This window comes from Mesorhizobium sp. Root554, from assembly GCF_001427025.1.
In the GTDB taxonomy this organism is placed as follows: domain Bacteria; phylum Pseudomonadota; class Alphaproteobacteria; order Rhizobiales; family Rhizobiaceae; genus Mesorhizobium.
Genome location: NZ_LMGA01000001.1, coordinates 2,594,367 through 2,617,432 on the forward strand (window position 1 = coordinate 2,594,367; position 23,066 = coordinate 2,617,432).

General features: G+C 62.9%; 19 protein-coding genes. 10 read left to right on the forward strand and 9 right to left on the reverse strand.

The features are described 5' to 3' along the window. Positions 1-8 precede the first annotated feature (8 nt). Positions 9-956 (forward strand): LysR substrate-binding domain-containing protein, encoded by a 948-nt coding sequence (locus ASD44_RS12695; protein ID WP_056112474.1) that lies wholly within the window; start codon positions 9-11, stop codon positions 954-956. A 157-nt stretch (positions 957-1,113) separates the two neighbouring features. Then, positions 1,114-2,190 (forward strand): extracellular solute-binding protein, encoded by a 1,077-nt coding sequence (locus tag ASD44_RS12700; protein WP_056112477.1) that lies wholly within the window; start codon positions 1,114-1,116, stop codon positions 2,188-2,190. A 438-nt stretch (positions 2,191-2,628) separates the two neighbouring features. Here the strand turns inward: ASD44_RS12700 and ASD44_RS12705 are convergent, their stop codons facing one another. Beyond that, a complete protein-coding gene (locus ASD44_RS12705) occupies positions 2,629-3,012 on the reverse strand; it encodes a DUF2147 domain-containing protein (RefSeq protein WP_082542467.1) in 384 nt (127 codons plus the stop codon). 143 nt (positions 3,013-3,155) lie between these two features. Here ASD44_RS12705 and ASD44_RS12710 point away from each other — a divergent pair, with 143 nt between their 5' ends. After that, a complete protein-coding gene (locus ASD44_RS12710; protein ID WP_056116080.1) occupies positions 3,156-3,563 on the forward strand; it encodes a DUF2177 family protein in 408 nt (135 codons plus the stop codon). On the opposite strand, the gene ASD44_RS12715 is transcribed toward ASD44_RS12710, so the two are convergent. From ASD44_RS12715 to ASD44_RS12725, 3 genes are read right to left on the reverse strand one after another with little or no spacing between them, the layout of a single operon-like run. Beyond that, positions 3,560-4,126 (reverse strand): hypothetical protein, encoded by a 567-nt coding sequence (locus ASD44_RS12715; RefSeq protein WP_082542468.1) that lies wholly within the window; start codon positions 4,124-4,126, stop codon positions 3,560-3,562. The genes ASD44_RS12710 and ASD44_RS12715 overlap by 4 nt on opposite strands. Positions 4,127-4,132: 6 nt before the next feature. Further along, positions 4,133-5,164: a cyclopropane-fatty-acyl-phospholipid synthase family protein gene (locus tag ASD44_RS12720; RefSeq protein WP_056112483.1), complete on the reverse strand. Its 1,032-nt coding sequence runs from the start codon at positions 5,162-5,164 to the stop codon at positions 4,133-4,135. Next, on the reverse strand, positions 5,161-5,997 hold the full coding sequence (locus ASD44_RS12725; protein ID WP_056112486.1) for a DUF1295 domain-containing protein: 837 nt from the start codon (positions 5,995-5,997) through the stop codon (positions 5,161-5,163). The genes ASD44_RS12720 and ASD44_RS12725 overlap by 4 nt, the downstream gene beginning before the upstream one ends. Positions 5,998-6,343: 346 nt before the next feature. Here ASD44_RS12725 and ASD44_RS12730 point away from each other — a divergent pair, with 346 nt between their 5' ends. Then, positions 6,344-7,039: a DUF1013 domain-containing protein gene (locus ASD44_RS12730; RefSeq protein WP_056112489.1), complete on the forward strand. Its 696-nt coding sequence runs from the start codon at positions 6,344-6,346 to the stop codon at positions 7,037-7,039. Between the two features lie 97 nt (positions 7,040-7,136). Here the strand turns inward: ASD44_RS12730 and ASD44_RS12735 are convergent, their stop codons facing one another. The 3 genes from ASD44_RS12735 to ASD44_RS12745 form a co-directional block, all read right to left on the reverse strand. Beyond that, positions 7,137-7,853, reverse strand: a complete 717-nt coding sequence (locus tag ASD44_RS12735) for a YafY family protein (protein ID WP_056112492.1) — start codon at positions 7,851-7,853, stop codon at positions 7,137-7,139. 498 nt (positions 7,854-8,351) lie between these two features. Then, complete coding sequence (locus ASD44_RS12740; protein ID WP_056116085.1) at positions 8,352-10,130, reverse strand: SLC13 family permease; 1,779 nt, start codon at positions 10,128-10,130, stop codon at positions 8,352-8,354. Positions 10,131-10,365: 235 nt separating this feature from the next. Then, positions 10,366-10,986: a TetR/AcrR family transcriptional regulator gene (locus tag ASD44_RS12745; RefSeq protein ID WP_056112495.1), complete on the reverse strand. Its 621-nt coding sequence runs from the start codon at positions 10,984-10,986 to the stop codon at positions 10,366-10,368. Positions 10,987-11,057: 71 nt separating this feature from the next. Between ASD44_RS12745 and ASD44_RS12750 the strand changes: the two genes are divergently transcribed. Continuing rightward, positions 11,058-12,341 (forward strand): MFS transporter, encoded by a 1,284-nt coding sequence (locus tag ASD44_RS12750; protein WP_056112498.1) that lies wholly within the window; start codon positions 11,058-11,060, stop codon positions 12,339-12,341. A gap of 119 nt (positions 12,342-12,460) precedes the next feature. Then, on the forward strand, positions 12,461-14,038 hold the full coding sequence (locus ASD44_RS12755) for an alkaline phosphatase (protein ID WP_056116088.1): 1,578 nt from the start codon (positions 12,461-12,463) through the stop codon (positions 14,036-14,038). A gap of 79 nt (positions 14,039-14,117) precedes the next feature. Here the strand turns inward: ASD44_RS12755 and ASD44_RS12760 are convergent, their stop codons facing one another. Beyond that, positions 14,118-14,366 carry a hypothetical protein gene (locus ASD44_RS12760; RefSeq protein ID WP_244478770.1) on the reverse strand — a complete coding sequence of 83 codons (249 nt, stop codon included), beginning with the start codon at positions 14,364-14,366 and terminating at the stop codon, positions 14,118-14,120. A gap of 251 nt (positions 14,367-14,617) precedes the next feature. Between ASD44_RS12760 and typA the strand changes: the two genes are divergently transcribed. After that, positions 14,618-16,444 (forward strand): translational GTPase TypA, encoded by a 1,827-nt coding sequence (typA, locus tag ASD44_RS12765; RefSeq protein WP_056116096.1) that lies wholly within the window; start codon positions 14,618-14,620, stop codon positions 16,442-16,444. Between the two features lie 76 nt (positions 16,445-16,520). Next, a complete protein-coding gene (locus tag ASD44_RS12770; RefSeq protein WP_056112503.1) occupies positions 16,521-17,135 on the forward strand; it encodes a LysE family translocator in 615 nt (204 codons plus the stop codon). A 27-nt stretch (positions 17,136-17,162) separates the two neighbouring features. Here ASD44_RS12770 and ASD44_RS12775 read toward each other — a convergent pair whose 3' ends face one another. Beyond that, a complete protein-coding gene (locus tag ASD44_RS12775) occupies positions 17,163-17,726 on the reverse strand; it encodes a peroxidase-related enzyme (protein ID WP_056112505.1) in 564 nt (187 codons plus the stop codon). A gap of 160 nt (positions 17,727-17,886) precedes the next feature. Between ASD44_RS12775 and ASD44_RS12780 the strand changes: the two genes are divergently transcribed. Continuing rightward, positions 17,887-22,695, forward strand: coding sequence for an NAD-glutamate dehydrogenase (locus tag ASD44_RS12780; protein ID WP_056116100.1), 4,809 nt, complete (start codon positions 17,887-17,889; stop codon positions 22,693-22,695). A gap of 144 nt (positions 22,696-22,839) precedes the next feature. Beyond that, positions 22,840-23,066 (forward strand): hypothetical protein (locus tag ASD44_RS18585; RefSeq protein WP_200948380.1); only part of this gene is annotated, 227 nt, incomplete at its 3' end.

Here is a 23,066-nt window from a genome sequence, read left to right on the forward strand (position 1 = left end):
CGTGCCCGGTGCCCCAACTTCCTCCGCTCAATTCCCTGCGCGCCTTTGAGGCTGCCGCCCGGCACCTGAGCTTCAAGCACGCGGCCGAGGAATTGAGCGTCACCGACAGTGCGATTTCACGCCACATCAGCCTGCTCGAAGGCCGATTGGGCGTGACGCTTTTTCGGCGCCTCATCCGCCAGGTCGCGCTGACGCCTGAAGGAGCTGCCCTTTTCGCCGAGGTCTCGCCCGCGCTCAGTCGCATCGCAATGGCCGCGGCGGCGATCACGCAAAGACAACGTGCGGCAACCCAGATCTCGGTCAATGCCCCACCGACTTTCACGATGCGGTGGCTGATCCCTCGGCTCTCTGACTTCCTTCGCGCCAACCCGGGCGTCGATGTTTCGGTCACCACGTCGATCCGGCCGGTGGATTTCGCGGCTGGCGGCTATGACCTCGCGATACGGCGCGTGCCAACGGAGATTTCCGGCCTGGTCAACCGGAAGATTCTCAATGAAATGCGGTTGCCGGTCTGCCATCCGTCGCTTCTGGAAAAGATCGATCCGAAGGATCCCGCATCCCTGCTCAGCCACACATTGCTGCATGCGCGCACATCTCCGGGGGCATGGTCGGAGTGGCTGGCGGAAGCCGGCGTCAAGACAGCGCCGTCGGCACAGGCGCTCAGTTTCGAGGAAATGTATTTCGTCGTCCAGGCCGCGGTGAACGGCCTGGGTTTCGCCATCGTTCCAGCGGCGGTCATCATCGACGAAGTCTTGTCCGGACAATTGTCTCTCCCGTTCCGCTTCGCATCCGGACGCGCAAACCACTACCACGCGATCTTTCCCCGTACGCCGGGCAGACAAGGCGCGGTGCAGCGATTTTGCAACTGGATGGCCGAACAGGGCGCCATCTCGGAAAGGCACGTCCGCGAGCAGCTTGGCTTGCGCGAGGCGGCATTTATGGATCGAATTTCCTGAAGTATGAGACGAATTTTATCGCTTGTCGCAGTCTCCTGGGGTGCCGACAGTGTCATCGCTGACAAGTCCAGCGTGAATGGCCTTAAGAATGGCGCCGGCGATCATCCCGGCATCGTCTGAAGGTCTGCCCTCGGCATCGGCAAATGGGAGGAAAATCATGTCATACCAATTCATCAAGGGACTGGTCCTTTCGGCCGTCCTTGCATCAAGTCCCGCTGCCGCTGCCGAAGACTGGGCCGCCATCGAGCAGGCGGCAAAGGCAGAAGGCCCTGTCCTGGCCTATACGACCCTGACGCCTGAGAACTGGAAGGTCCTGCTGGACGCCTTCAACGCGAAGTACCCGGACGTCAAGGTGACGCCGGTGCGCACCGGCAGCCATGCCGAAACCTTCGAGCGCTACCGGGCCGAAAGCGCGTCCGGAACCAAGACAGCCGACGTTCTCCTGGCCGTCGGGCCGGACCAGTGGAAAGCGCTGGTCGATTCCAAGGACGTCGTGCCTTTCGAAGTTTCCGATATCGGCCAGTTGCCCTCTTTCTCCTATACGGCTGATGGGCGCTATACGCTGTCGACCGACAGCCAGGTAATCATTTTCAACAAGCTCGTCCTGCCAGAGGATCTATGGCCGAAGGGCACCGGCGACTTGGCCGAGAAAGTGAAGGCTCATCCGGAAGCCTTTACCGACAAGATCGGCAGCTACAATCCGCAGGTCTCGCCTTTCGCCTATTCGGTCTACTGGACATTGAAAGAGCATTTCGGTTCCGACGCCTTTTGGGCCAATGAAACCGTCCTCGCCCCGGAGCTACGCTTCGAGCAGGCTGCCGGTGTCGTGGTCAACAAAACGCTGACCGGCGAATATGTCGTCGGCTACATGCTTCCCGAAGCGCTGGTGCCGTTGCCCGACGACGCTACGCGCGACGTCCTCGGTATCGTCTATCCCAATGACGGCACACCGGTACTGCTGCGTGAAATGGCGGTTATGGCCAAGGGCTCCAGCCATGACGGCGCCAAGCTGCTCGTCAACTTCCTGACATCTGCGGAAGGACAAGTGGCGCTGGGCAAAGCAGGCCTGACCCCTTATTCGCCCGCGGCGGAAGGCAAGGTTTCGCGCCACTACAACAACATCGTCGCCGGCGGCGACAGCGCCAAAAGCGTCGCGCTCTACAAATGGGAGCCGCGTGTCGATGAGGAAATGAAGGATTTCCGCGCGAAGTTCCATCAGTTGGCGGGAGAATAGACGACCGGGCGGCTTGCAGATTTTCGCATCAAAAATGGGCTTAGGCGAACTGGCTTCGCGCTGAGCCCACAGCCACCAATAGGCCGTTTTGCCGAACCTCCCGCAGGAAACTGAACCCGCCTTCATGAGGTGAATAGTGGTGCCCCAGCCCGATGCGATAACGGCTGCGGCGCACCCTGTGTTGACTTGCATTTTTGCCAGGCTCGCGAACACGACCTGCGCCACAATGCCGTCAGGCGCAGATTTTCGCCAGGTTCTGCGCATTGGCAAAACTGTTCATCGTCGCAGGGGACGCCAGAAATCATCAGCGACGGCATCGTCCGGATGTGGCAGCCAATCCCGGCGTGGACGTATCACGGGACCAATACCTAAATCATCCGGCAGGCCAGCGGCTTTCTGGAGCAGGATCGCGGAAGAGTGAGATCACCTCTCCTACCGCTATTCGCCGGCGCGAGACCAGCTCACGTCCTTGCACAGAAGGCCGCCGGCGATGCAGCCTCTGGTCACCAAATTCGCCTTGGCAACCTTGATGGTGATCGAATAAGTGCGCTTGCGCTTGACGTCATAGGCGCTGCCCGACAGCGTGTCGTCGGACTCAGGCTTGACTTTCATGACCAGCTTGTCGCCGACTTCCTCGCCGCCGCTTGTGTCCTTGATCCAAAGGTTCGTTGCGCAAACGGAATCACCGCATGGCGCTATCTTCACGCGCGCATTGCCGTCGCCGCGCATCCACACGCCGCTCGGGTCGGGAGATGCGGCCTGCGCCACGCCACCGAACACGAACACGAACATCAACCCGGCAGTCAGGCACCGCTTTCTCATCAACACTCTCCCGATGGCAGCGAACAACGACGGAGGAACGGGATTCGTTGGCTGTAAGTTTCGGCGGCGGACGCACGGTGAAACCCGCAAGCGACGCCGGCCGTTTCTGCATGGATACGGAGCAATGAAGGGACGAATCGATGATGAAACTGTACGGGACGGCCTACTTTGCCACGGCGATCGTTTTTCTCGCCATCGATTCCGTCTGGCTGACGCTGACCGCGAGCCGTTTGTACAGACCGCTGCTGGGCGACCTCCTGATGGATGGATTCCGCCCTGCTCCCGCCATCCTGTTCTATCTGATCTACATTGCCGCCATCGTCTTCTTCGCCATCCAGCCGGCCTTCGGAAGCGGCCGCTGGACGACGGCTGCGCTTTACGGCGCCGCCTTCGGCTTTTGCGCCTATGCCACCTACGACCTCACCAACCAGGCGACGTTGAGGAACTGGCCGGTCGCCATCACCATCGTCGATCTATGCTGGGGCACCGTGCTGACCGCCGCCGCAGCCACATTGGGCTACGTCATATCCATCAGGGTGGTCGGCACCTAGCCTTTGGCCCTGTCCGCCAGCAGGCCGGCTAGCAGCAGTCCGACGAACATCGTCAGCGTTCCGGCGCTGACGGCGTTGAGCGTCAGGAAGCCCGCATATTCTTCCGCGCTGTAGAGATGGAAAGGTGCACCATATCGGCCGTGCAGTCCCATGAAGACGATGAGCGCCAGAAGCGAGATCGCCAGGCCGAAAATGCGTTCGGCCGGACGAAACAGAACCACCGCCAGGAGCACGATGGGAATGAGGAATATTTCCACGCCCGAAGCCGTGCCGAAGGCCTTGGCGCTCAGCATCGTGTTGGCAATGCCTGTCAGCGGCAGCAGCGCCCGGCCTGCGGTGCGGTTCAGTCGGCTGACGGCGGGCACGGCGGCGAAGAGCGGCGTCGACAGGAAGGTGAAGAAGGTCGGCCACACCACATCGCTGACCGACCAGTAGACATAGAGCGGATAGAACGGCTGGTTCCACGCCACCACCAGCGCGACCAAATTGGCGGTCGCGACCAGCGGATCGTCATCGTCGCAATAGCGGCGCAGCGCCTGCCATAAGGAACCCAGCCAGGCCAAATCGCGTCAGCCCTGCGCGACGCGGAGACGGTAGTGGCTGACGCCCCATTCCTTGCCGTGCGCATGGCCGAACAGGCCGGCCGTGGCCAGGTAGAACAGCCTCCAGCGGCGGCGCCACAACGCTGCGTCCTTGCCATAGACCTCGCGCAGTATCCGGTCGATCTCCGGCAGATTGGCGTCGAAGTTGGCGAGCCAGTCCTCAGCCGTGCGCTGATAGTGCTTGCCGTTCCACACCCACTCCTTCTCGATTTCGAAAAGATCGTCGAACTGCTTGATCAAGGCATGGCTCGGCATGATGCCGCCGGTGAAAAAATGCTGCGCGATCCAGTCGGACTTGTCGGCATGGTCGAAGCGATAGGACTGGCTGCGATGGCTGAACACATGCAGGAACAGTCTTCCGTCCGCCTTCAGCCAGCCACGCACGCGGCCCAGCAGTTTCTGCCAGTTGGACATGTGCTCGAACATCTCCACCGAGACGATCCGGTCGAACTGCCCTTGCGGCTCGAACGCGTTCATGTCGGCGGTGATGATGGTGACGTTCGAAAGGCCCCGCGTCTTCGCCTCGCTTCCGATATGCATGCGCTGTGGGCTGGAATTGGACACCGCGACGATCTCGGCCTTGGGAAAGCGCTCTGCCATGAACAGCGTCAACGATCCCCAGCCGCAGCCGAGTTCAAGGATGCGCTGGCCGTTGGCCAGCCCCGCATGAGCGACCGTCTCCTCAAGCGCCCGTATCTCCGCTTGCGCCAGCGTCGTGCCGGCATTGTCGTACAGGCAGCACGAATATTTGCGCCGCGGACCGAGCGTCAGCGCGAAGAACTCCGGCGGCAGTTCGTAGTGCTGCTCGTTCGCGGCGTCCGTGTGCTCGGCGATCGAATAGCTGTCCATGGCGCGGACGAATTCGTCTTCGCGCGCCGCGCCTTCCAAGGCGAGCCGGCGACGCGTGCGCCCGACAAGAAGGTCGATGCCGAAGCGTGTCACCGGATCCGGCAGCGGGTTGCGTTCGACGGCACGGACGGCGGATGCGATGATGTTCAAACCTTTTTTCCTTTGCTTGTAGATTCGGTCGGCCGACGCCGCGGGCCGGGCCAGAATGCGTTGACGCGTCGCTGGTATTCCCGGAACTTTTCGCCGCGCGAGCGCAGCATATGCGCTTCAAGCGGCGGGATGCCCGACACATGCACCAGCAGCCAGTACATGAAGATCGGGCCGGCCAGCGCCGCCCAGCCCCAGGGGTAGTCATTGGTCAGGTCAATCGCGATGATCGGATAAGCGACCCAGCCGAGCCACTCGAAGAAATAATTGGGATGCCGCGTCAGGCTCCATAAACCTTGGTCGCAGACGCGGCCCTTGTTGGCGCGGTCGGCGCGGAAGGCCGTCAGCTGGCGGTCCGCAATCGCTTCTCCGGCAACGGCAATGATGAGCACGGCGATGCCCAGCCAATCGCCCGGGCCGAGGCTCGCGGCCGGATTGCGCGCGGCCGCGAAGATCGCCATGACCAGGAGGAAAGCAGCCGCCGCCTGGATCTGCAGGAACCAGAAAAGCCGTCGCCTGAAATTCGTCCCCCACTCGGCACGCAATTGCGCATAGCGCGGATCGTCGCCGCCTCCGGCCGTCCGCGCCAGGATGTGCAGGCCGAGCCGCAGCGACCAGAACCCGGCGAGTGCCGCCACCACCCACTGCCGAACCGTCCATGACGCGTCGCCTTCCAGCGGCAGAAACGCCGCAGCCACGCCGCCGGCGCCGACGGCGAAGGACCAGATCGCATCGATCCAGCCCGATCGTCCGGTCCGGATGGCTGCGAGCCAGGCGGCCGCCATCGTCGCCGACAGAAGCACGGCCAGCAGCAGGATGAGAAAACCCGCCGTCATGACAAGGCACCGCGTTCCTGCCGTGGCCGGCCTGGTCCGGCAACGAAAATCAGGGCTGGAGGTCCAGGGTCGGGCAAGGGCATTTTCGGATCACCGGCTTTCGCCGAATAAACGAGGCCCGTCGGTGGGAAGTTTCCCAACAAGGTCGGAACTTGCGACAAGGACCGCCCTCGGCAGCGCCGCACACGGATTGGCCACGCGGCTGCGTCTCATATCCGATTGCACCCGCGCATCCAAAATCGTTGCGAAGCAGGGCCGAAACGGTTATATACGCCGCGATTTCCCATTTTGGTGGCTCTAAACCACCGCCCGCGCGGGAACGCGGGCGAACGAGAGGATATTTTCCATGGCCAACGCACTGCTCATGCCCAAGGCGACAGCCGTATGGCTCGTCGACAACACGGCGCTTTCCTTCGACCAGATCGCGCAGTTCTGCTCGCTGCACCCGCTTGAGGTGAAGGCAATCGCCGACGGCGAAGCGGCCCAGGGCATCAAGGGCATGGATCCGATCATGACCGGCCAGCTTACCCGCGACGAGATCGCCAGGGGCGAAAAGGACGTCAACCACCGGCTGAAACTGTCGGATCCGAAAGTGCGCGTCCCGGAATCGAAGCGCAAGGGCCCGCGCTACACCCCGCTTTCCAAGCGGCAGGACCGCCCCAACGCCATTCTGTGGCTGGTCCGCAACCATCCCGAACTGAAGGACGCGCAGATTTCGCGGCTCGTCGGCACCACCAAGTCGACCATCGAGCAAATCCGCGACCGCAAGCACTGGAATGCCGCCAATCTGGTGCCGATGGACCCGGTGACGCTCGGCCTCTGCTCGCAGATCGATCTCGACCTGGAGGTCCAGCGCGCCTCGCGCGGCCGCGAACAGCCGCAGCCGACCGGCGACACGCTGCTGCCGGCTTCGCTGACCGAAAGGCTGGCGCCTGAAGAGGTCAAGCCGAAGCAGGAAGACGACGAGCTCGACGCCGATGCGGTCTTCGCCAAGCTTTCCGCGCTCAAGGGCAAGGGAAGCGAAGAGGGCGAGGACGAATAATCCGCGTTTTTTTGCCGACGCAGATCACCTGATGCCCGTCTTCGAGACATTAAAAAAGCCCGCGTCATACGCGGGCTTTTTTTATGGCGGCGGACGGTCAGGCGCCCCGTGCCGTTGGACCCATGCCGTAGGCTTCGCTGCGCTCCACGGCGCGGTAGAAGTCGGCAAGCTGCTTGCCGCGCTCGGGCTTGAAGATGCGCTCGGTGATAACCACGGAACCGATCCGGTCGATGCGGAAGGCGCGGAAATCGCCGCGCATCTCGCACCAGGCCACCAGCGTCCACACCTTGCCCCAGAACCACAGGCCGAGCGGACGGACATCGCGCGCGGTGCCGCGCCCCGCCTCGTCGCAGTAGTCGATCGTCAGCACCTGCCGCTTCTCGACGGCGCGTTCGATGATGTCGATCGCATCGCGCGCGGCATCGCTCACCACCCACATCGGCGTGTGGATCTCGGTGCGGGAAATACGGTCCTTCTCCGCGTCGGGAAGCACCGCGCCGATCTTTACCAGCGCCTCTTCAGCCGCCCGCGCCATGGCCGCGCCGCCGAAGGCGCGTACCATGCGGGCGCCGGCGACCAGGGCGACGATTTCGTCACGCGTGAACATCAGCGGCGGAAGGTCGAACCCTTCCCTCATCATGTAGCCGACCCCGGCCTCGCCATCGATCGGAACGCCCGTCGATTGCAGGTCGGCAATGTCGCGATAGATGGTGCGCTCGGAAACTTCGAGCCACCCGCCAAGCTTCTGCGCGGTGACCAACCGGCCGCCGCGAAGATGCTGAACAATCTGGAAAAGCCTGTCGGCGCGCCGCATCGTATGGTTTCCTCGTGCCTCTGCTGCCAGCCCCGCGCGCCCAAACGACGCCGTGATGGAGCCCAGGCACGAACATGGCTGGCGGCAATTGCCAGTCGCTCTCCATGCTTGCGGGCCCCATCTGCCCGGGAACCTTATCGCACGATCCTCCTGACAGCATAATGTCAGGAGCCGCTAGAGCCAACAGCGGGCTGGAAAGCATGGCAGACGACGCGTCGCCGAGGGTCGGCTCAGGCACTGCGCCGATGCCGGCTGTCATCGACATCCGGCCAACCGATATCGGCGCGGATTTCCTGGGGCAATGAGTTCAGAAAGCGTTCTGTGCGGAGGGTCCGGCGGGTCGTCCTGACCCGGCCGACGAAATAGCGAACGGCGCTCGCAATGGCAAAATCATACATGGTCAGCCTCCTCTCGATTTGACAGGAGCACTATCGCACAGGGCTGCTGACAGCCCTCCGTCAGGAGCTTTTCCAGGTCGCCGGAGGTCGTTTCCGACGGCTATTGCATCGGCCAGACGATCATCAGCAAGGGCACCGCGACGACGATGACCAGCAGGGAAAGCGGCAGCCCCAACCGCGGGTAATCCGAGAATCGGTAGCCCCCTGGCCCCATCACCAGCGTGTTGCACTGATGGCCTATGGGGGTGAGGAAATCGCACCCCGCGCCGATGGCGACCGCCATGAGGAAGGCCTCCGGTCGGTAGCCGAGGTTCTGCGCGAAACCGGCCGCGATCGGCGCCATCACCAGCACCGTGGCGGCATTGTTGAGGAAGGGTGTAACCGCCATCGCCGCCACCAGGATGAGGCCGAGCGCTCCATAGCTCGGCAAGGTATGGCCGAACTCAGCCAACGCGGATGCAATGACGTCGGTGGCTCCCGTATGACGCAACGAGTCGCTGACCGGTATCAGGGCCGCCAGCATCACCAGGATCGGTCCGTCGAGCGAACGATAAATGTCGCGCACCGGAATGACCTTGAACAGCACCATCATCACCGCTGCGGCAAAGAAGGCCACCTGAACCGGCAGCAGGCCGAGAGCAGTCGATCCCATCGCCGCCAGCAGGATGAGCACCGGCACGATGCCGCGCCGCACGCTGCCGAGCAGCACGGGCCTTTCCACCAGGGGCAGCAGGCTGAACTCGCGCAGGAATTCCGGCAGCGTGTTCTTGTTGCCTTGCAGCACCACGACGTCGCCAAGCCGCAGCGTGATCGAGCCGAGCCGCTGGTCGAGCCGTTCACCCTTGCGGCTGACGGCCAGGAGATTGACGTTGAACCGGTCATAGAGCAGCAGCCGTTGCGCCGACCAGCCGATGAGGCTGGAGCTTTCGCCGATGACCGCTTCGATCGCCGTCATCTCGCTCCCGGCGCCATTTTGCTTGGCCGGCTTACGGTTGTCTCCAAGGCTGAGTTTGGACTGCGCCACCAGCCGGTCGAGCGCATCCTGGCTGCCCTCGATCAGCAATATGTCGTCCACCCGCAGCACGGCGTCCGGAAGCGGCGCGATGCGCAACCCTTCCGAACGGAGAATGGAAGTGATGACCGTATCGCCCGCCGCGATCTTGAGAAGCTCCCCCAGCGATTTGTCGACCACGGTGGAATCCTTGGTCACCCTCGCCTCGGCGGCATAGTTCTTGATGTCGAGGGCTTCGTGAAGCGAGACGTCCTGGCGCTCGCGCTGGGGCACCAGCCAATAGAACAGGATAAGGAATATGCAGCCCATCACCGTCAACGCGAGTCCGACCGGTGTGAAATCGAACATGGTGAAGGGCGTGCCGGTAAGTTCGCCGCGCAGCCGCGACACCACGATGTTCGGCGAGGTGCCGATCTGCGTCATCAGCCCTCCCAGCAGGGAGGCGAAGGCCATCGGCATCAGGAAGGCCGAGGGAGAAACGTTCGACCGCCGGGCGAACTGGAACGCGATGGGGATCATGATCGCCAGCGCGCCGATGTTCTTCACAAAGGCCGACAGCACCGCGACCGTAATCACCAGCAGGGCCAGTTGCGCACGCACTGAACTGACATTGGGCGCCAGCCGCTGGATGGCGAACTCCATGATGCCGGAACGCGCGACGCCCGCACTGACCAGAAGCGCCGATCCGACGATGATGACAATGTCGTCGCTAAAGCCGCTGAAGGCCTTGTCCATCGGCACCACGCCGACGGCCAGCGCCAGCAGCAATGAGCCGGCGGCCACCAGATCATAGCGGAAGCGGCCCCATACGAAGGCCGCCATCATCAGCGCGATGACGGAGAAGGAGAGAATTTGTGGAAGCGTCAGCATGAACACCCGCAATTGGCGCCACAACACGCCAGACCGGCCTTCGTTCCGCCGGCGCCGCAATTCCCGGTGTGAACGATTCTTGATATGGCGGCTTCTTGTGCCGCCCTTATCCCGTTACGGCAAGGCGCGTTCGCTCAAATCGGCAGTGCAATAAAAAGCAAAGACCATTCCGGCAGCACGTTCACATGTAAATGAAAGCCCCCTTTCCGTCTCGGTTCCGGGACGGACAGGGTCATTCAGATGTGGTTGCCTCGACGCTGGCCGCGATGAGCAACTCGGCGTTGCGCGCCACCGCCCTCGAAGGACCGCCGGGGCCGAAAAGCTGCGCCGAGATATAGGCGCCTTCAAGCAGAAGCAGCAGACCGTCGCCCAGTTCGTCGGCGTCCTTTGCACCCATCTGCGCCGCCATTGCGCGCAGGCGGCGGCGCAATTCCTTCTTGTTGTCCTCGCCCACTGTTCGCGCTGGATGCCCCCGCTCGGGATACTCCACCGCTGCGTTCGTCATGCCGCAGCCGCGATAGCCTTCCTTCTGCGAACGCTTTGCCACGCGGGTGAGGAAAGCGAGGATCTGTGCGCGCGCATCGCCCGGATGCGTCGCGACCGCCTCGTCGAAGCGCTCCCAGAACTCCTTGTCATATTGCTTGAGATAGGATGCCGTCAGGTCGTCCTTGGACGAGAAATTACGGTAGAGACTGGGCTTGGTGACACCGGCCTGCCTGACGATCTCGTCGACGCCGATCGCCCTTATGCCCTTGCGGTAGAAAAGCTGCCGCGCCACGTCGAGGATCTTCTCGGCGGCGCGTGGCGCATTCCGGGCATTGATGGCAGGATCAATATTATTGTCGATCGACATTCAGGTGTCCGCTTGACAGTGTTACCGATCGGTACCTATACAGAACCACTTGCAACGTACCGGTCAGTAACATGATAGTCCAGTCACGCCCGTTTGGCCAGCGTTATGCCTTCGTCGTCGTCGGCGTGATTTTCATGGCGCTGCTGATCGCTGCGGGCCTTCGCTCCGCGCCAGCGGTCATGATGGTGCCACTGGAGAACAGTTTCGGCTGGTCTCGCGGCGTCGTGTCCTTCGCCGCCGCCGTCGGCATTTTCCTCTACGGCCTCACCGGGCCATTCGCCGCGGCGCTGATGGAACGCATCGGATTGCGGAAGACCCTCATCGCGGCTTTCGTGCTGATGTCTGGCGCCACCGCGCTCAGCCAGTTCATGACCCAGTCATGGCAATTGGTCCTGACCTGGGGCGTCTTTTCAGGCATCGGTTCCGGCGCCGTCGCCACGGTGCTCGGCGCCACCATCGTCAATCGCTGGTTCAAGACCAATCGCGGCCTCGTCATGGGCCTGATGTCGGCTTCGGCCGCCACCGGCCTGCTGGTGTTCCTGCCGCTTCTCGCCGCGCTGGCGCAGTCGGGCGGCTGGCGGCCTGTCGCCACGGCCATTTCCATCGCCACGGCCTGTCTCATTCCACTGATCTGGCTTCTGGTGCCCGAGCGGCCGTCTTCCATCGGCCTCGTCCGCTTCGGCGCGGATGCCGACGATGTCCCGCCCGTTTCACCGGCCTCGCAGGGCAATTTCATCGCCCACACGCTGGGCACGCTGCGCCGCGCCGCCGGCACGCGCGTCTTCTGGTATCTCTTCGCGACATTCTTCATCTGCGGCTTCACCACCAACGGCCTTGTCGGCACGCACCTGATCGCCTTCTGCGGCGATATGGGCATAGGCGAGGTCCAGGCCGCCGGCCTTCTGTCGCTCATGGGCATCTTCGACCTCATCGGCACGACGCTTTCGGGCTGGCTGACCGACCGCTACGATCCGCGCAAGCTGCTCGGCATCTATTACGCCATACGCGGCCTTTCGCTGATCTACCTGCCCTATTCCGGCTTTTCGGCCCTGAGCCTCATCATCTTCGCAGTTTTCTACGGGCTGGACTGGATCGCCACCGTGCCGCCGACCTTGCGCCTTGCCAACGAAGCCTTCGGCGATCGCAGCGGCCCGCTCGTCTTCGGCTGGATCGTCGCCGGCCATCAGGTCGGCGCCGCGACCGCCGCCTTCTTCGGCGGAACCATGCGCGAAATTGCCGGCAACTACGAACTGGCGTTCCTCATCGCCGGCATGACCGGCATCATCGCCGCCTGCATCTCGTTGCTGATCAATACCAGCCGTCCGGCTTTCGAACCCGAGGGTCAGGCTGCGTAGGCAGGCTGCTGAAGCGGCTGGATAGTGGGGACTGTCAGCAAAACGTCATGGCTTCGAGATGTGGCTGAAACATTCCCCGCCGAGTTTGGCGGGTAATGTTCAAAGCCACGGAGCCAGCCATGAACCGCGTCGCCAGGATTTCACGCCGCACCTTCCTTGCCTCCAGCACCGCCGCCGGGCTTGTCGGCGCATCGGGTCTGGCGCTTCCCTACTATTCGCGCGCCAACACCCGGCCCGCATTCACCCATGGCGTCCAGTCCGGAGACGTCGATGCCTCTTCGGGCATGGTCTGGACCCGCGCCGATCGCCCGTCGCGGGTGATGTTCGAGGTCTCGACCACCGAAAGCTTCGCCAATGCCGAAAGGCTGGCGCCGCTCGATGCGCTTCCCGACAGCGACCTGACGGTCAAGCGTCTGCTCACCGATCTCACCTCCGACCAGGACATCTTCTACCGCATGACGCTGGCCGACCTGAGCGACGTCAACGCCGTATCCGAACCCATCGTCGGCCGTTTCCGCACGGCGCCCGCTTCGAAGCGCTCGGTGCGTTTCGCCTGGTCGGGCGACACCGCCGGCCAGGGCTGGGGCATCGACGATGTCGGCATGAAGACCTACGCCACCATCGCGGCCCATACGCCGGATTTCTTCCTGCATTCGGGCGACACGATCTATGCCGATGGCCCGATGACGGACGAGGTCGACCTCAAGGACGGCACCAAGTGGAAGAACGCCGTCCTGATCGACGAAAAGCGCAAGGTCGCCGAAACGCTCGAAGAATATCGCGGCCAGTGGAAATACAATCTCATGGACAAGAACCTGCTGGCCATGAACGCCCTGCTGCCGACCTTCTTCCAGTGGGATGACCATGAAGTTCTGAACAACTGGTCGAGTTCCAAAGACCTGACCGGCGACGACCGTTACACGGAGAAGTCGGTCGCCCTGCTGGCCGCACGCGCCGGCCGGGCCTTCCACGAAATGGCGCCGATCCGCTACACGCCGGCCGAGCCGGGACGCATCTACCGCAAGATCGCCTACGGGCCGCTGGTCGATGTGTTCTTCCTCGACATGCGTTCCTATCGCGGCCCGAACGGTCCGGATATGGAAGAGACGATGACGCCGCAATCGCGTATGCTGGGCGAAGCGCAGACCAGATGGCTCAAGCGCGAGCTGGCCAATTCCAAGGCGACCTGGAAGATCATTTCCGCCGACATGCCGATCGGCCTGATCGTCTGGAACGATGGCGCCAACGAGAAGGGCGCGGAGGCCGTCGCCAATGGCGACAACGGCGCGGCCAAGGGCCGCGAGCTCGAATTCGCCGATCTGCTGCGCTTCATCAAGAACGCCGGCATCACCAATACGGTCTGGCTGACGGCCGACGTTCACTATACGGCCGCGCATTACTACAACCCCGACAAGGCGCAGTTCCAGGACTTCAATCCGTTCTGGGAATTCGTCTCCGGTCCGATCCATTCCGGCACCTTCGGCCCGAACGACCTCGACATGACATTTGGCCCGGAGCTGAAATTCATCAAGGCGCCGACCGCCGAGCAAGGCCAGAACCTGCCGCCCTCGGCAGGGTTGCAGTTCTTCGGCCTCGTCGATGTGGACGGCCAGACGGAGCAGATGACGGTTCGCCTGATGGATCGCGACGACAAGGAACTTTACAAGATCACGCTCGATCCTGTGCGCTCGGCTTGAAGCGAAAGCAGATGAGTGCGGATCGGGAACTGCCCGATCCGCACTTCTCGCTCAAAATCGGGTGGGATGACCGGCCTGGTCAGTTCGGGTAGCAGGCGACCGGCACATTCGGCCAAGCGGCCCGGTCGCATCCGGCATCGCGCTGGCGTTTCTTGAAGGAAACGCTGACTGGACCGGTCACCATGGGATCGACGCCGGCCGGCGCGTCGGCGAAAAGTTCTTCCGCCGCCGAAGCCGTCAGCACGGTTTCGGATTCCAGATCGGAACGCGTGACCGAATGAGCAGTACCCGCCGCCACGACGGCTGCGAACACCGCGAGGGCCGCCAAGCCAGTATGCAATCCGGTTTTTTTCATCATGGTCCGCCAAACGATCCGAGGCCGGCATGGTTCCGGCATTGGTTAACGAAATCCTGCGCATCAAGCCCTTAATATTTGGTGACCATTTTATTAAATCCGCATGAATACGGTGTCGGCGCGCCCCCTTTCGCAATTGCGAAAAACCCTGTATGAGCCGCGCAAACGAAAAAGGCAGCGACCAAATCCCGGTCCTGCTGCCGCCAACGCTTCCGAGAGACAGTATGGACATCCGTAATATCGCGATCATCGCGCACGTCGACCATGGGAAAACCACGCTGGTCGATCAGCTTCTCCGCCAGTCGGGCTCGTTCCGCGAGAACCAGCGTGTCGCCGAGCGCGCCATGGATTCCAACGATCTCGAAAAGGAACGCGGCATTACCATTCTTGCCAAGGCGACTTCGGTCGACTGGCACGGCCACCGCATCAATATCGTCGATACGCCCGGCCACGCCGATTTCGGCGGCGAGGTCGAGCGCATCCTGTCCATGGTGGATTCGGCCATCGTGCTCGTCGATGCCGCCGAGGGCCCGATGCCGCAGACCAAGTTCGTCGTCGGCAAGGCGCTCAAAGTCGGCCTGAAGCCCATCGTCGTCATCAACAAGATCGACCGCCCCGACGCCCGTCACGTCGAGGTCGTCAACGAAGTGTTCGACCTGTTCGCCGCGCTCGACGCCAACGACGAGCAGCTCGACTTCCCCATCCTCTATGGTTCCGGCCGCGATGGCTGGGTTGCCGAAAATCCGGAAGGCCCGAAGGACAGGGGCTTGGCGCCTCTGTTCGATCTCGTGCTGAAGCACGTTCCGGCGCCGACCGTCCATCCTGGCCCGTTCCGCATGATCGGAACCCTGCTCGAAGCCAATCCGTTTCTCGGCCGCATCATCACAGGCCGTATCGAATCCGGTTCGCTGAAGTCGAACCAGCCCGTCAAGGTGCTGGCCAATGACGGCTCGGTCGTCGAGACTGGCCGCGTCTCCAAGATCCTGGCCTTCCGCGGGCTGGAACGGCAACCGATCGACGAGGCGCAAGCAGGCGACATCGTCGCCATCGCCGGCCTGTCGAAGGGCACCGTTGCCGACACATTCTGCGACCCGGCGGTGACCGAGCCGCTGCACGCGCAGCCGATCGATCCGCCGACCGTGACGATGAGCTTCATCGTCAACGACAGCCCGCTTGCCGGCACCGAGGGCGACAAGGTGACGAGCCGCGTCATCCGCGACCGCCTGTTCAAGGAAGCCGAAGGCAACGTAGCCCTCAAGATCGAGGAGGCCGAAGGCAAGGATTCTTTCTACGTGTCCGGCCGCGGCGAATTGCAGCTCGCCGTGCTGATCGAGACGATGCGCCGCGAAGGCTTCGAAATTGCCGTCTCCCGTCCGCGTGTCGTGATGCACAAGGATGAAAGCGGGCAATTGCTTGAACCGATCGAGGAAGTCGTTATCGACGTCGATGAGGAACATTCCGGCATCGTTGTGCAGAAGATGAGCGAGCGTAAGGCTGAGATGGTCGAGCTGCGCCCGTCCGGCGGCGACCGCCAGCGCATCGTCTTCCATGCCCCGACGCGCGGACTGATCGGCTATCAGTCCGAGTTGCTGACCGATACGCGCGGCACGGCGATCATGAACCGCCTGTTCCACGGCTACCAGCCATTCAAGGGCGTGATCGGCGGCCGCACCAATGGCGTGCTGCTCTCGAATGCTTCGGGCGAGGCTGTGGCCTACGCCATGTTCAACCTGGAAGATCGCGGCCCGATGATCATCGACCCGGGCGAAAAGGTCTACCAGGGCATGATCATCGGCATCCATTCGCGTGACAACGATCTGGAAGTCAACGTGCTGAAGGGCAAGCAGCTCACCAACATCCGCGCCGCCGGCAAGGATGAGGCGGTCAAGCTCACGCCGCCGATCCGCATGACCCTCGATCGCGCGCTCTCCTGGATTCAGGATGACGAGCTGATGGAAGTGACGCCCAAGACCATCCGCCTGCGCAAGCTCTATCTCGACCCGAACGAGCGCAAGCGCTTCGAAAAGAGCAAGGTGGCCGGCGCGGCTTGACCGAACGCATCCGCGGGCTCTTTCGGGGAACGGTGCGCCAGCGTACTATGCTGGTGTTCAGGACCTGAGGCCCGCCATGCACTTTTCTTCCCTTCTCATCTTCGCCGGCGCGCTGCTGGTCGCAGCAGGCTCGCCCGGCCCATCCATCGCTGCGCTGGTCGCGCGCGTGATCTCCAAGGGTTTTCGCGACGTCTTTCCCTTCCTGCTCGCCATGTGGATCGGCGAAGGCATCTGGCTGTCCTTCGCCGTGTTCGGCCTGGCAATGGTCGCCCAGACCTTTCATGCCGCCTTCGTTGTCGTAAAGTGGCTGGGCGTCGCCTATCTCGCCTATCTCGCCTGGAAGATGTGGACCGCGCCGGTCGATGCAAAAGCTGGAGAGATGCCGAGCGAGGATTCGCCGGCCAGGCTTTTCCTGGCCGGCATGGCGGTTACGCTCGGCAACCCCAAGATCATGATGTTTTACCTGGCGCTTCTGCCGACGATCATCGATCTGGCCTCGGTCACCGTCGTCGGCTGGCTGGAACTCACGCTGACCATGGCAATCGTGCTGATCGCCATCGATCTTACCTGGGGTCTGGCGGCGGCGCAGGCCCGCCGGCTGCTCAGGAGCCCACGCGCCATGCGGATCGCCAACCGTATCAGCGCCGGCACCATGGCGGGCGCTGCGGCGGCGATCGCCGCACGGAGCTGATTTCGCACGCCGAGCCGGCGGCTGAAGCTAACGCGCCATGGCGTGATAGTCGTCGTTCGGCCGCATATCGACGGCTGCCGCCACCCGGTTCGACATGTTGAAGAACGCGGCGGTCGAAGCAATGTCCCAGATATCGCGGTCCGAGAAGCCGGCCTTGCGCAGCGCGGCTCGGTCTGCTTCGACGATCTTGGCTGGCTCTTCCGTAAGCTTCACCGCGAATTCAAGCATGGCGTTTTGCCGGTCGGACAGATCGGCTGCCCGGAAGTTCATCACCATCATCTCGCCCAGCGACGGATCGCCGGACAATTGCCGCACCGCCGCGCCATGCGCGGTCAGGCAGTAATAGCAATGATTGATCGACGAAACGGCGACCGCGATCATCTCGCGTTCCAGCTTGCTGAGCCCTGATTCGCCCAGCATCAGATCATTGTACATGTCGGTAAACGCGCGTAGCTTCTTGTCGTCGAACGCATAGGCCATCAGCACGTTGGGCACGAGACCGAGCTTTTCTTCGCATTTGGCGAAATACGCCTTGGTCGCCTCGCTCAGCTCGATTTTTCCCAACTCGAGGGCAGTTACCGTCTTGGCCATCGCTTTCTCCTCATCTTTCGGTGGCATCCGTTCCAATTTAATCGTTATTTTTGTTATCCAGCCGTCAAACCTTTGTCGCTAAATTCGGTTCACATGGTAATATCGTCGCAAAATTGCGCCGCGTCGCAAAAAGTATATGACGGGAGGAAAGTTCGTCACCATGGCCAGCCTGAAGTCCGTTGCCAAAACGAAAATGGCAGCATCCGATAAAGCCAATATGAAAAGACAGTCGGTAAAATCGGCCTCGGGGGGCTCCCTCGCCGAATATCTTCTCAGCCGGGCGCCGGCGGAAGATGTCGCGGCCTACGATGCAGCCGATCTCGAGCGCGCCGCCGATCTCGCCGGACAGGCCGTTTCCCGGCACAAGAGAGGCCAGAGCGTTATCGCTGTTGAGGCCGATTCGGGCGTGAACCGGCAGGGCCGGCCGGTGACCGTCGTCACTGTCGTCAATGACAACATGCCCTTCCTCTTCGATTCCATTCTGGGCGAGATCACCGACAGCGCCGGCGAACCGACCCTGGTGGCGCACCCGGTCATCCTCGTCCGGCATGGAAAATCCGGCGTCGATGAAATCCTCGGCGAGGCCGGCAACAACAAGGACGAAGCCTCCCACGACAGGCTGAGCGTCGTCCACGCCCATATTCCTCGATTGACCGAGGAGCAGGCGGCCGACCTGGCGGACCGGCTCGAAAAGGTGCTGAACCAGGTCCGTTACGCGGTCGCCGACTGGAAACCCATGCTGGCCAGGATCGACCAGGCGATCTCCGAATTCCGCCATGCTCCCGTCCCTCTGGAAAAGAAGAACGTCGCCGAGGCCATCGCCTTTCTGGAATGGCTGCGCGACGACAACTTCACCTTCCTCGGCATGCGCGAGTTCAAATATATCGGCGGCGAGACCAGCGGCACGCTGGAGCGCGCTGAAACGCCTGGTCTTGGGATTCTGTCCGATCCAGACATTCTGGTGCTGCGGCGCGGCACCGAAGCCGTGACGACAACGCCGGAGATCCGCGCCTTCCTGCATGGTCCGGAAGCCCTGATCGTCACCAAGGCCAACGCCAAATCGTCGGTCCATCGGCGCATTTATCTCGATTACATCGGCGTCAAGACGTACACGGAGAAAGGCGCCTTGTCCGGTGAGTTGCGCATCGTCGGCCTGTTCACCTCGACCGCCTACACACGCTCGGTCCTGAAGATCCCCTATCTGCGCTCGAAAGCGGAGACGGTGATCGCCAAATCCGGCCTCAATCCGGCCGACCATTCCGGCAAGGCGCTGATCAACGTGCTGGAAAGCTATCCGCGCGACGAGTTGTTCCAGGTACCGGTCCCGGTGCTGCGCAAACACGCCGAAGCCATTCTCGGCCTGGTCGAGCGTCCGCGTGTCCGCGCCTTGGTGCGCGTCGATCAGTTCGACCGGTTCGTGTCCGTCCTCGTCTTCGTACCGCGCGACCGCTACGACAGCGCCGTGCGTGAAAAGGTCGGCATTTATCTGAAGACCGTCTTCGAGGGGCGCGTCTCCGCCTACTATCCCGCCTTCCCGGAAGGCGGCCTGGCGCGCGTTCATTTCATCATTGGACGCTCCGGCGGCAAGACCCCCAAGGTCGAGCAATCGACAATCGAGAAAGCTGTCCGCGATATCGTGCGCACCTGGGACGATTCGCTGGCCGAGGCGGAGGACGCCAACGGCGCGAACGCCGAGGCGCGGGCGATCGCCGCGCGCTTCCCGCAAGGATACCGCGACAATTTCACCGCCGCCGAAGCCCTGATCGATGCCGGCCGCATCGCTCAGCTCAGTGCCGAGAACACCATCGCCATCGACTACTACCGCCATGCCGACCAGCAGCCGCAGCAGGCGGCCCTCAAGATTTATCATTATGGCTGCCCGGTCGCGCTGTCGCGGCGTGTGCCGGTGCTGGAAAACATCGGCTTCCGCGTCATCAGCGAACGCACCTTCGAGATCGGCGAGGATGGCTCCGAAAAGATCTTCGTCCATGACATGGAGCTGGAAAACGCCTACGGGCAGCCGATCGATCTGACAGATGGCGGACGTCTGTTCGAGGATGCTTTCCTCGCCGTCTGGCGCGGCGATGCCGACAATGACGGCTACAATGGCCTTGCCCAGACAGCCGGTCTATGGTCCAGCGAAATCATGGTGCTGCGCGCCTATGGGCGCTATCTGCAGCAGGCCGGCATTCCGCAAAGCCAGGATTTCATCGCCGCCGCGCTGAATCGTTACCCCGACATCGCGCGCGGGCTTCATGCCCTGTTCGTGGCCCGCTTCGGGCCGGGTGCCGAGGGCGAAGGCGCCGTCACCGCCAAGCATCTGAGGGCCAAGATCAAGGACGCGCTGGAAGACGTCCCCAACATTGACGACGACACCATCATCCGCCGATATCTCAATCTGATCGAAGCTTCGCTCAGGACCAATCATTTCGTCGACGGCAAGAAGGAGCGCGGCCAGTCGCTGGCGATCAAGCTTGACTCACGGTCTGTCGAGGGTTTGCCGGAGCCACGGCCATGGCGTGAGATTTTCGTCTATGGCTCCGAGGTCGAGGGCGTCCACCTGCGCTTCGGCCCGGTGGCGCGCGGCGGCCTGCGCTGGTCGGACCGCGCCCAGGACTATCGCACGGAAGTCCTTGGGCTGGTCAAGGCGCAGCAGGTCAAGAATGCCGTCATCGTGCCGGTCGGCGCCAAGGGCGGATTTTATCCCAAGCTCCTGCCGGTTGGCGGCAGCCGTGACGAGGTTTTCGAAGCCGGTCGGTCGGCTTATGTGAACTTTGTCTCAAGCCTGCTTTCCATCACCGACAACATCGGCGTCGACCATATCATCCCGCCCGAAGGCGTGGTGCGGCTCGATCAGGACGATCCCTATTTCGTCGTCGCCGCCGACAAGGGTACGGCCACCTTCTCCGACACCGCCAACGCCATCAGCCAGGCGCACGACTTCTGGCTCGATGACGCCTTCGCCTCCGGCGGCTCGGCCGGCTACGACCACAAGAAGATGGGCATCACCGCCAAGGGGGCCTGGGAGGCGGTCAAGCGGCACTTCCGCGAGATGAACCGCGACATCCAGACCTCGCCCTTCACCTGCGTCGGCGTCGGCGACATGTCAGGCGACGTCTTCGGCAACGGCATGATGCTGTCCGACCAGACATTGCTCATAGCCGCCTTCGACCACCGCGACATCTTCATCGACCCGAAGCCCGACCCGGCCGCCACCATGGCCGAGCGCAAGCGGCTGTTCGACCTGCCGCGCTCGAGCTGGCAGGACTATGACAAGTCGAAGCTCTCGGAAGGCGGCATCATCGTCTCGCGCGCGCAGAAATCGATCACGCTTTCGACCGCCGCGGCTGAAGCCATCGGCCTGGGCAAGACCGTCGCCACGCCGGTCGAGATCATGAGCGCCATCCTCAAGGCGCCGGTCGACCTTCTGTGGTTCGGCGGCATCGGCACCTATGTGAAGGCATCCGCCGAAACGAACCAGGACGCCGGCGACCGCGCCAACGACGCCATCCGCGTCAATGCCGTGGAAGTCGGCGCCAAGGTGATCGGCGAAGGCGCCAACCTTGGCGTTACCCAGCGCGCCCGCATCGAGTTCGGCCTTGCCGGCGGCCGTTGCAATTCCGACGCCATCGACAATTCAGGCGGCGTCAATTGCTCCGACGTCGAGGTCAACATCAAGATTGCGCTGGCTTCCGCCATGCGCAAGGGCGATCTCACCCGGCCCGCCCGCAACAAGCTCCTCGCCGACATGACCGACGAGGTCAGCCGGCTTGTGCTTGCCAACAATTACGAGCAGACGCTGGCCCTGTCGGTCGTGCGCAAGCGCGGCCTTGCCGATCTCGCCCATCAGGGCCGGTTCATGGCTGCGCTGGAAACGCGCGGCCTGCTCGACCGCAGCGTCGAGAACCTGCCGTCCGCCACCGTCCTGGCCGAGCGTGAAACGCGCGGCGAGCCTTTGACGCGGGCCGAACTCGGCGTCCTCCTCGCCTACGCCAAGATCGTTCTCTTCTCCGATATCGTCGCCTCCGACGTGCCGGACGATCCGCATTTCGACCGCGACCTGATGGGATATTTCCCCAACCGGATGGCGAAGAAATTCTCTGGCGAAATCCACGGCCACCGGCTGCGGCGCGAGATCATCGCTCGCGTCGTCGCCAACGATCTGGTCAATCGCGGCGGCCCGTCCTTCGTCAACCGGCTGCAGGAGACGACCGGCGGCACGGCTGCCGACGTGGTGCGGACCTTCGCCCTCATCCGCGACGGCTTCGCGCTGCCGGAGCTTTATGCGGAGATCGATGCGCTCGACAACAAGATCGACGGTCAGGTCCAGCTCGACCTCTACCAGATCGTCGGTCGCCTCATCTATATGACCAGCAGTTGGCATCTCAAGAACGATGTCAGCACCGCGCCGCTCGGCGAGCGCATCGTTGCCCTGGTCGAGGCCCGCAAGGCGCTCGAACCCAAGCTGATGTCGCTGTTGCCACCCTTCTCCCGCGAGCGGATCGAGGCGCGCCGAGAGGAACTGTTCAAGGCCGGCGCTCCTGAAAAGCTGGCCCAGCGTCTGGCGTTGACCGACGTTGCCCAGCTTGTGCCCGACATCGCGCTGGCGGCCCGCCAGTCGAATGCCGATATCGTTTCGGCAGCGAAATCGTTCTTCGCCGTAAGCGAGGCGTTCCGCATTCCGCGCATCGAGGAAGCGGCCCGCTCCATCACCCCATCCGACTACTACGACCAGCTTGCGCTGGCGCGCGCCACCGACACCATCGGCGCCGCGCGCCGTGGCATGACCGTGGCGGCTCTGACAGGGTATGGCAAAACGCCGGACCCCGTCGCAGCATGGCTGGAGGCGGGTGGCGAACGCATTGCGCGCATACTGGAGCGGCTTCAGGCCTTGACCGAAGGCGGCGACATCACCGTGTCTCGGCTCTCGGTTGCATCGGGGCTGATGAGCGACCTGACAGCGGTGTGAGTGCGTGTAAGCCGCAGCGGCAGCGTTGAATCTTGCCTTCCCCCTTGCGGGAGAAGGCAGAAGCGCCACGGCTCCCACAACAAATAATCCGTCCACGTCCGCAAAACCGCATCCATACTTTGCCCACCCGAAGCGGAGGACAGGATGGACGGCTGGGACAGGAACGCGAACCGGAACCGCGATGTGCTTGAGCGCATCGTGGCGCTGCTGTTCGCTCTCGCCGTTCTGGCCGAGCGTGCATCGAGCCGGTCATGGTTCGTGCGCCGCCGCGTCCTGGCGATTTTAAATCCCGCCGAGGAAGCCGCGTATCGCTGCCTCGCCGATGCGGCGCGCGGGTTCGGCGCGCCCGTTCCCGCCAGGGCGATCGTCGC